Annotated in this window: 5 protein-coding genes; 3 read left to right on the top strand and 2 right to left on the bottom strand. The window is 72.4% G+C overall.

Translation table 11 applies throughout. From position 1 onward, the window contains the following. Positions 1-216: 216 nt before the first annotated feature. Positions 217-972, bottom strand: a complete 756-nt coding sequence (locus AC069X_RS37345; protein WP_478736062.1) for a hypothetical protein — start codon at positions 970-972, stop codon at positions 217-219. 189 nt (positions 973-1,161) lie between these two features. Continuing rightward, on the bottom strand, positions 1,162-2,838 hold the full coding sequence (locus AC069X_RS37340) for a PucR family transcriptional regulator (protein WP_478736060.1): 1,677 nt from the start codon (positions 2,836-2,838) through the stop codon (positions 1,162-1,164). 254 nt (positions 2,839-3,092) lie between these two features. Here AC069X_RS37340 and AC069X_RS37335 point away from each other — a divergent pair, with 254 nt between their 5' ends. The 3 genes from AC069X_RS37335 to pucD are packed head-to-tail and all read left to right on the top strand — an operon-like array spanning position 3,093 to position 6,987. Then, positions 3,093-3,986, top strand: coding sequence for an FAD binding domain-containing protein (locus tag AC069X_RS37335; protein ID WP_183069276.1), 894 nt, complete (start codon positions 3,093-3,095; stop codon positions 3,984-3,986). A 2-nt stretch (positions 3,987-3,988) separates the two neighbouring features. Further along, the gene (locus AC069X_RS37330) at positions 3,989-4,588 is read left to right on the top strand and encodes a (2Fe-2S)-binding protein (RefSeq protein ID WP_478736058.1); all 600 of its coding nucleotides are present in this window, start codon (positions 3,989-3,991) and stop codon (positions 4,586-4,588) included. Positions 4,589-4,590: 2 nt separating this feature from the next. Next, positions 4,591-6,987, top strand: a complete 2,397-nt coding sequence (gene pucD, locus AC069X_RS37325) for a xanthine dehydrogenase subunit D (protein ID WP_478736056.1) — start codon at positions 4,591-4,593, stop codon at positions 6,985-6,987. Positions 6,988-7,090: the final 103 nt, after the last annotated feature.

The following is a 7,090-nucleotide window of genomic DNA, read 5'->3' as shown; positions in this document are numbered from 1 at the left end:
CCCCCCCCCCCCCCCCCCCCCCCCCCCCCCCCCCCCCCCCCCCCCCCCCCCCCCCCCCCCCCCCCCCCCCCCCCCCCCCCCCCCCCCCCCCCCCAAGGGGCCGGGCGCAGCCCGGGGAACGGGGGAAGGGCGGGTAGGGGACCAGCCCCGCAGGGAGTCAGGTCCCGGCACGGGGGCGTGCGGCCCCGCCCGGGCCGAGCCACCCGCCGCCCCCGGCTACGCGGCGGGGGCCAGTTGGTCCGCCAGCCAGGTCGGGATGCCGCCCAGGAGGTGGAACAGGCGGCGGGCCTCCGCCCGCAGCCGGCCCGCCTCCGGTTCCGGTTCGACCTCCGCCAGAGCCGCCAGCGCCGGGGCCGTCCCGACCAGGAACCCCAGCTCCTCCCGGATCCGCAGGGACTCCGCGAAGCCCTTGCGGGCCTCGGCGACCTCGCCGTCCCGCAGCGCGAGCGCGGCCAGGTGGCGCCAGGTGAACGACAGCAGCAGGGTGTCCCCGTTGGCCAGCGCCCCCGTGTGGGCGCGGTGGTAGGCCGGCCGGGCCGCCTGCGGGGCGTCCGCCAGGTGTTCGGCGACCAGCCCCCGGCGGAAGTCCAGCAGGGGCCGGGTCCGCGACCCCGGGGACAGCAGGGCGGCCGCGCGGCCCAGCGCCGACCGGGCCTCGTCGGCCCGGTCGCGTACGCCGAGCACGGTCGCCGCGTACGCCAGCTGGCCCCGCTCGCAGGCCGCCGCGCCCCGCTCGTCGTCGTCCCGGGCCACCGCCTCGGCCACCCGCAGCGCGTCCTCCGCGTCGGACCAGCCCTGGCCCGTGAACAGGCACCGCTCCACCAGGAGCGCGGTGCGCTGCACCGCCGCCCCGGCACTGTCCGCGTGCGGCGTCAGCAGGGCCGCCGCGTCCGTCCAACAGCCGCGCGAGCGCAGCCGCCATATCGCCCGCTGGAGGGGGTCGTCGCCCCCAGTTGATCCCGCACCGGACATGGCGGTATCCGCCACATTGCCCTCCCCGAAGCAACCAAGCAGCACGTCGTTGAGCCCTGGGGCGAAATGAGAGCACGGATCGGCTACATCGGCCAAGGGGTCGGGTGAACTCTTTCACAAAGTCCGGACGGCTCGTCAGCCGCCCCTGCCCGGCCCCTCCGGAGGACTGTGCTGATGGGAGGGCCGGGGTCAGCTCATACGCAGCGCCAGGAAGAAGTCGAGCTTGTCCTCCAGGCGCGAAAGGTCGCGCGCCGTCAGCTGCTCGATTCGCCCGACCCGGTAGCGCAGCGTGTTGACGTGCAGGTGCAACCGCGTCGCGCAGCGGGTCCAGGAGCCGTCGCAGTCCAGGAACGCCTCCAGGGTCGGGATGAGCTCCGCCCGGTGCCTGCGGTCGTAGTCCCGCAGCGGGTCCAGCAGGCGGGCCGTGAACGCGCGGCGGACGTCGTCCGGCACGAACGGCAGCAGCAGCACGTGCGAGGCCAGCTCGTGGTGGCCGGCGGCGCACACCCGGCCGGGCCGGGCCGCCGCGACGCGGCGGGCGTGCCGGGCCTCCTCCAGCGCCCCGCGCAGCCCCTCGGCGGAGTGCACGGCCGCGCTGACGCCGAGCGTGAGCCGGCCGTCGTCGGCGAGACCGGCCGCCAGGGGCTCGCGTACGGCCGCCAGGAGGGCGTCGGCGTGCAGCGCGGAGTCCGGGCCCTTGTCCTCCCCGGCGTCGCCGGAGAGGGCGGGCAGCGGCACGAGCGCGATCGCCTCGTCACCCGCGTGGGCCACCGCGATCCGGTCGGACGGCTCCGGCCCGGACATCGACGGGTCGACCAGGATCTCCTCCAGCAGCGACTGGGCCACCGGGCCGCCGGGGATGTCCCCGCCCTCCCAGTCCACCCGCGCCACGACGACCTGCCAGTGCGGGGCGGCGCCCAGCCCGGGCAGCAGCACCGGGGCCGCCACCCGCAGGCGGGCGGCGATCTCGGCGGGCGGCGCACCCGTCTGGACCAGCTCCAGCACCTCCTGGGCCAGCCGGCGGCGCACCGTGCGGGCCGCGTCGCGGCGGTCCCGCTCGACGGCGATCAGCTGGGTGACGCCCTGGAGCAGGTCCAGACGCTCGGCGGGCCAGTCGCCGGCGTCCGCCTCGACGGCCAGCAGCCAGTCGGACAGCACGCTCTCGCGCACGTCACGGGCGCCCTGACCTGGGCCGCGGCCGTGTCCCCTGATCGGGAAGAGGGAGTAGGTAATACCCTGGATGGACAACCGGTGCGGGCCCCTGCGCCCGGTCCGGACCGCCGCGAGGTGCTCGCTCGCCAGCGTCGCGCAGATGCCCGGGGCCAGCGGCTCGCCGGCCCCGGCGATCTGCCGGCCGGTGGGGGAGAGCACCCAGGCCCGCAGATCGAGGTCCGTGGTGAGCAGATCCAGCACCACATCGGGTCCGCCGCCCGCGGGGCCCGAGGTCATCAGTCGCCGGTGGCGGTCCACGACCGCCGCGAGGTCGCCCGCGCGCTCCCCGGAGACCTGCCGCACCACGTACTCCGTGATGGTGGCGAATGCAACGTCCTCATTCACCGCGAAGAGCGGGAGCCGGTTGCGCAGACAGGCCGAAACCAGATCATCCGGGATGTCTCCCAGTTCCGCTTCGCCGGCCGCCAGACCCGCGACACCCGCGCTCGCGAGGATTCGTACGAATGGCTCGGAGTCGGCTGAATTTCTTCGCCACGCGAGGCCCGTGAGGACAAGTTCTCCCCCGGATAGGTATCGGCTGGGATCCCTCAGGTCGGTCGTCATGACCCCGCGGACCGTCCGGTCGAGTTCTTCCTCGCCGCCCAGCAGCCGCAGCCCCAGCGCCTCGGTTTCCAGCAGTGCGCGCAGCCGCATGATGTCGCCGCCGATCTGTCTCGAATGTTGCCGTTGGAAATCGGGCAGGTCGTCGCATCCTGCCTTTCATACGAATCTACAAGACGAAGGAGGCCGCCAGCCAACTCCTTCATGGTTTCGGTGACTGCACCCGAGGGACACCGGGCTTGTGTACTGACTCCACACCGCGTTAACAGCACGTGAACGACCAGTCGAGGGCCCTTCGGCCTCCTGGCTTGAAGTGAACGACCCGATTAAGAAGAAGAGAGCCGCACATGGACTTCCTTCGCCCCGCCAGCTGGGAGGAGGCACTCGCCGCCAAGGCCGAGTACCCCACAGCTGTGCCGATTGCGGGTGGCACCGACATCATGGTCGAGATCAACTTCGACCACCGCCGTCCGGAATACCTCCTGGACCTCAACCGCATCGAACTGCTGCGGGAGTGGGAGGTCGGCGAGGAGGTCACGAAGCTCGGCGCCTCCGTCCCGTACACCCAGATCATGGAGAACCTGCGCGCCACGCTGCCGGGTCTCGCGCTCGCCTCGCACACGGTCGCGTCCCCGCAGATCCGCAACCGCGGCGGTGTCGGCGGCAACCTCGGTTGCGCCTCGCCCGCCGGTGACTCCCACCCCGCCCTGCTCGCCGCCGGCTGTGAGGTCGAGGTCGAGTCGGTGCGCGGCTCCCGCATGATCCCGATCGACGAGTTCTACACCGGCGTGAAGCGCAACGCGCTCGCCGCCGACGAGCTCATCAAGTCGGTCCACATCAAGAACGCCACCGGCCCGCAGCAGTACTCCAAGGTCGGCACCCGCAACGCGATGGTCATCGCGGTCTGCGGCTTCGGCCTCGCGCTGCACCCCGACACCCGCACCGTGCGTACGGGCATCGGTTCGGCCGCCCCGACCCCGGTCCGGGCCAAGGCCGCCGAGGAGTTCCTGAACGCCGCGCTCGAAGAGGGCGGTTTCTGGGACAACGGCAAGGTCATCACCCCGTCGATCGCCAAGCAGTTCGGTGAGCTCGCCTCCGCCGCCTGCAACCCGATCGACGACGTCCGCGGCACGGCGAAGTACCGCCGTCACGCGGTCGGCATCCTTGCTCGCCGCCAGCTCGTCTGGACCTGGGAGCAGTACCGCGGCACCAACGGCCGCTCGCTTGAAGGGGCTGCGTAACCATGCGCGTCAATTTCACTGTCAACGGTCGTCCGCAGGAAGCCGACGACGTGTGGGAGGGCGAGTCCCTTCTCTACGTGCTGCGTGAGCGCCTGGGCCTGCCCGGCTCCAAGAACGCGTGCGAGCAGGGCGAGTGCGGTTCCTGCACCGTCCGCCTCGACGGCGTGCCGGTCTGTTCCTGCCTGGTCGCGGCCGGCCAGGTCGAGGGCCGCGACGTCGTGACCGTCGAGGGCCTGGCGGACTTCGCCAAGCAGCGCGACGAGCACGGCCACTCCTGCGGCACCGGCGCGTGCGGCGGCGGCAAGGGCGTCTCCACGGACGAGGCCAAGGCCTGGTCCGCCAAGGGCACCGACTCCCAGACCGGTGAGGGCGTCGAGCTCTCCAGCATCCAGCAGGCGTTCATCGACGCCGGCGCCGTCCAGTGCGGTTTCTGCACCCCGGGTCTCCTGGTCCAGGCCGACGCGCTCCTGGAGCAGAACGCCGACCCGTCCGACCAGGACATCCGTGAGGCCCTGTCCGGCAACCTCTGCCGCTGCACGGGCTACGAGAAGATCCTCGACGCGGTCCGCCTCGCGGCCGCCCGTCAGGGAGAGGCGGTCTGATCATGGCTCAGAACACCCGCACGGTGGGTACGCCGACGAACGTCACCCAGAAGCACAACAAGGGCGGCATCGGCGAGTCCACGCTCCGCCCGGACGGCACCCTCAAGGTCACCGGTGAGTTCGCGTACTCCTCGGACATGTGGCACGAGGACATGCTGTGGGGCCAGACCCTGCGCAGCACCGTCGCCCACGCCGAGATCGTCTCCATCGACATCTCCGAGGCCCTGGCCATGCCGGGCGTCTACTCGGTGCTGACGTACGACGACCTGCCGGCCGAGATGAAGAACTACGGCCTCGAGATCCAGGACACCCCGGTCCTCGCCAACGGCCGGGTACGTCATCACGGTGAGCCGGTCGCCCTCGTGGCCGCCGACCACCCGGAGACCGCCCGCCGCGCCGCGGCCAAGATCAAGATCGACTACAAGGAGCTGCCGCTCGTCACGGACGAGGCCTCCGCCCTCGCCGCCGACGCGCCGCTGATCCACCCGGGCCGCGACGACCACCACTCCGGTCACGTCCCGCACCCGAACATCGTGCACCGCCAGCCGATCATCCGCGGCAACGTGGAGGAGGCCCGCAAGCGCGCCGACGTCATCGTCGAGGGCGAGTACACCTTCGGCATGCAGGACCAGGCCTTCCTCGGCCCCGAGTCCGGTCTCGCCGTGCCCTCCGAGGACGGCGGTGTCGACCTCTACGTCGCCACCCAGTGGCTGCACTCGGACCTCCAGCAGATCGCCCCGGTCCTCGGCCTCCCGCCGGAGAAGGTGCGCATGACGCTCTCCGGCGTCGGCGGTGCCTTCGGCGGCCGCGAGGACATCTCGATGCAGATCCACGCCTGCCTGCTGGCCCTCGCGACCAACAAGCCGGTCAAGATCGTCTACAACCGGTTCGAGTCCTTCTTCGGCCACGTGCACCGCCACCCGGCGAAGCTCTGGTACGAGCACGGCGCCACCAAGGACGGCAAGATCACGCACATGAAGTGCAAGATCGTGCTCGACGGCGGTGCCTACGCGTCGGCCTCCCCGGCCGTCGTCGGCAACGCGTCCTCCCTCTCGGTGGGCCCGTACGTCATCGACGACGTGGACATCGAGGCGATCGCGCTCTACACGAACAACCCGCCCTGCGGCGCGATGCGCGGCTTCGGCGCCGTCCAGGCCTGTTTCGCGTACGAGGCCCAGATGGACAAGCTCGCGGCGAAGCTGGGCATGGACCCGGTCGAGTTCCGCCAGCTGAACGCCATGGAGATGGGCACGATCATGCCCACCGGCCAGGTCGTGGACTCCCCGGCCCCGGTCGCCGAGCTGCTGCGCCGGGTCAAGGCCCGCCCGCTGCCGCCGGAGCGCCAGTGGGAGACCGCCGGCGAGAACGCGGACGTCCGCGCGCTGCCCGGTGGCCTCTCCAACACCACCCACGGCGAGGGCGTCGTCCGCGGCGTCGGCTACGCGGTCGGCATCAAGAACGTCGGCTTCTCCGAGGGCTTCGACGACTACTCCACCGCCCGCGTGCGCCTGGAGGTCATCAACGGCGAGCCCGTCGCGATGGTCCACACGGCCATGGCGGAGGTCGGCCAGGGCGGTGTCACCGTCCACGCGCAGATCGCCCGTACCGAGCTGGGCGTCACGCAGGTGACCATCCACCCGGCCGACACGCAGGTCGGCTCCGCCGGTTCCACGTCCGCCTCGCGGCAGACGTACATGACCGGTGGCGCCGTGAAGAACACCTGTGAGCACGTCCGCGAGGCGCTGCTGGAGATCGGCCGCCGCAAGAACGGGTCCTACCACCCGGCGTGGGCCCACGCGGAGCTCCTCCTGGAGGGCGGCAAGGTCGTCACCGACGGCGGCGAGGTCCTCGCGGACATCGCCGACATCCTCGAGGACGAGGTCATCGACCTGGAGCTCGAGTTCCGCCACCGTCCGACCGTCCCCTTCGACCTGGTCACCGGCCAGGGCGACGGCCACGTCCAGTACACCTTCGCCGCGCACCGCGCGGTCGTCGAGGTGGACACCGAGCTCGGCCTGGTCAAGGTCGTCGAGCTGGCGACCGCCCAGGACGTCGGCAAGGCGCTCAACATGCTCTCCGTGGTGGGCCAGATCCAGGGTGGTACCACCCAGGGCCTCGGCGTGGCGGTCATGGAAGAGATCATCGTGGACCCGAAGACCGCGAAGGTGCGCAACCCCTCCTTCACGGACTACCTGATCCCGACCATCCTCGACACCCCGACCATCCCGGTCGACGTCCTGGAGCTCGCCGACCCGAACGCGCCGTACGGCCTTCGCGGTCTGGGCGAGGCCCCGACCCTCTCGTCGACCCCGGCCGTCCTCGCGGCGATCCGGCAGGCGACGGGTCTGGAGCTCAACAAGACGCCGATCCGTCCGGAAGCCCTCACCGGGACCCTCTAGGACGGCGTGGTGGGGGGGGGGGGGGGGGGGGGGGGGGGGGGGGGGGGGGGGGGGGGGGGGGGGGGGGGGGGGGGGGGGGGGGGGGGGGGGGGGGGGGGGGGGG

Source organism: Streptomyces sp. NPDC043896 (assembly GCF_056435605.1).
Note: the sequence above shows the minus strand (reverse complement) of the source record. Positions and strands in the feature narration are given on the sequence as shown.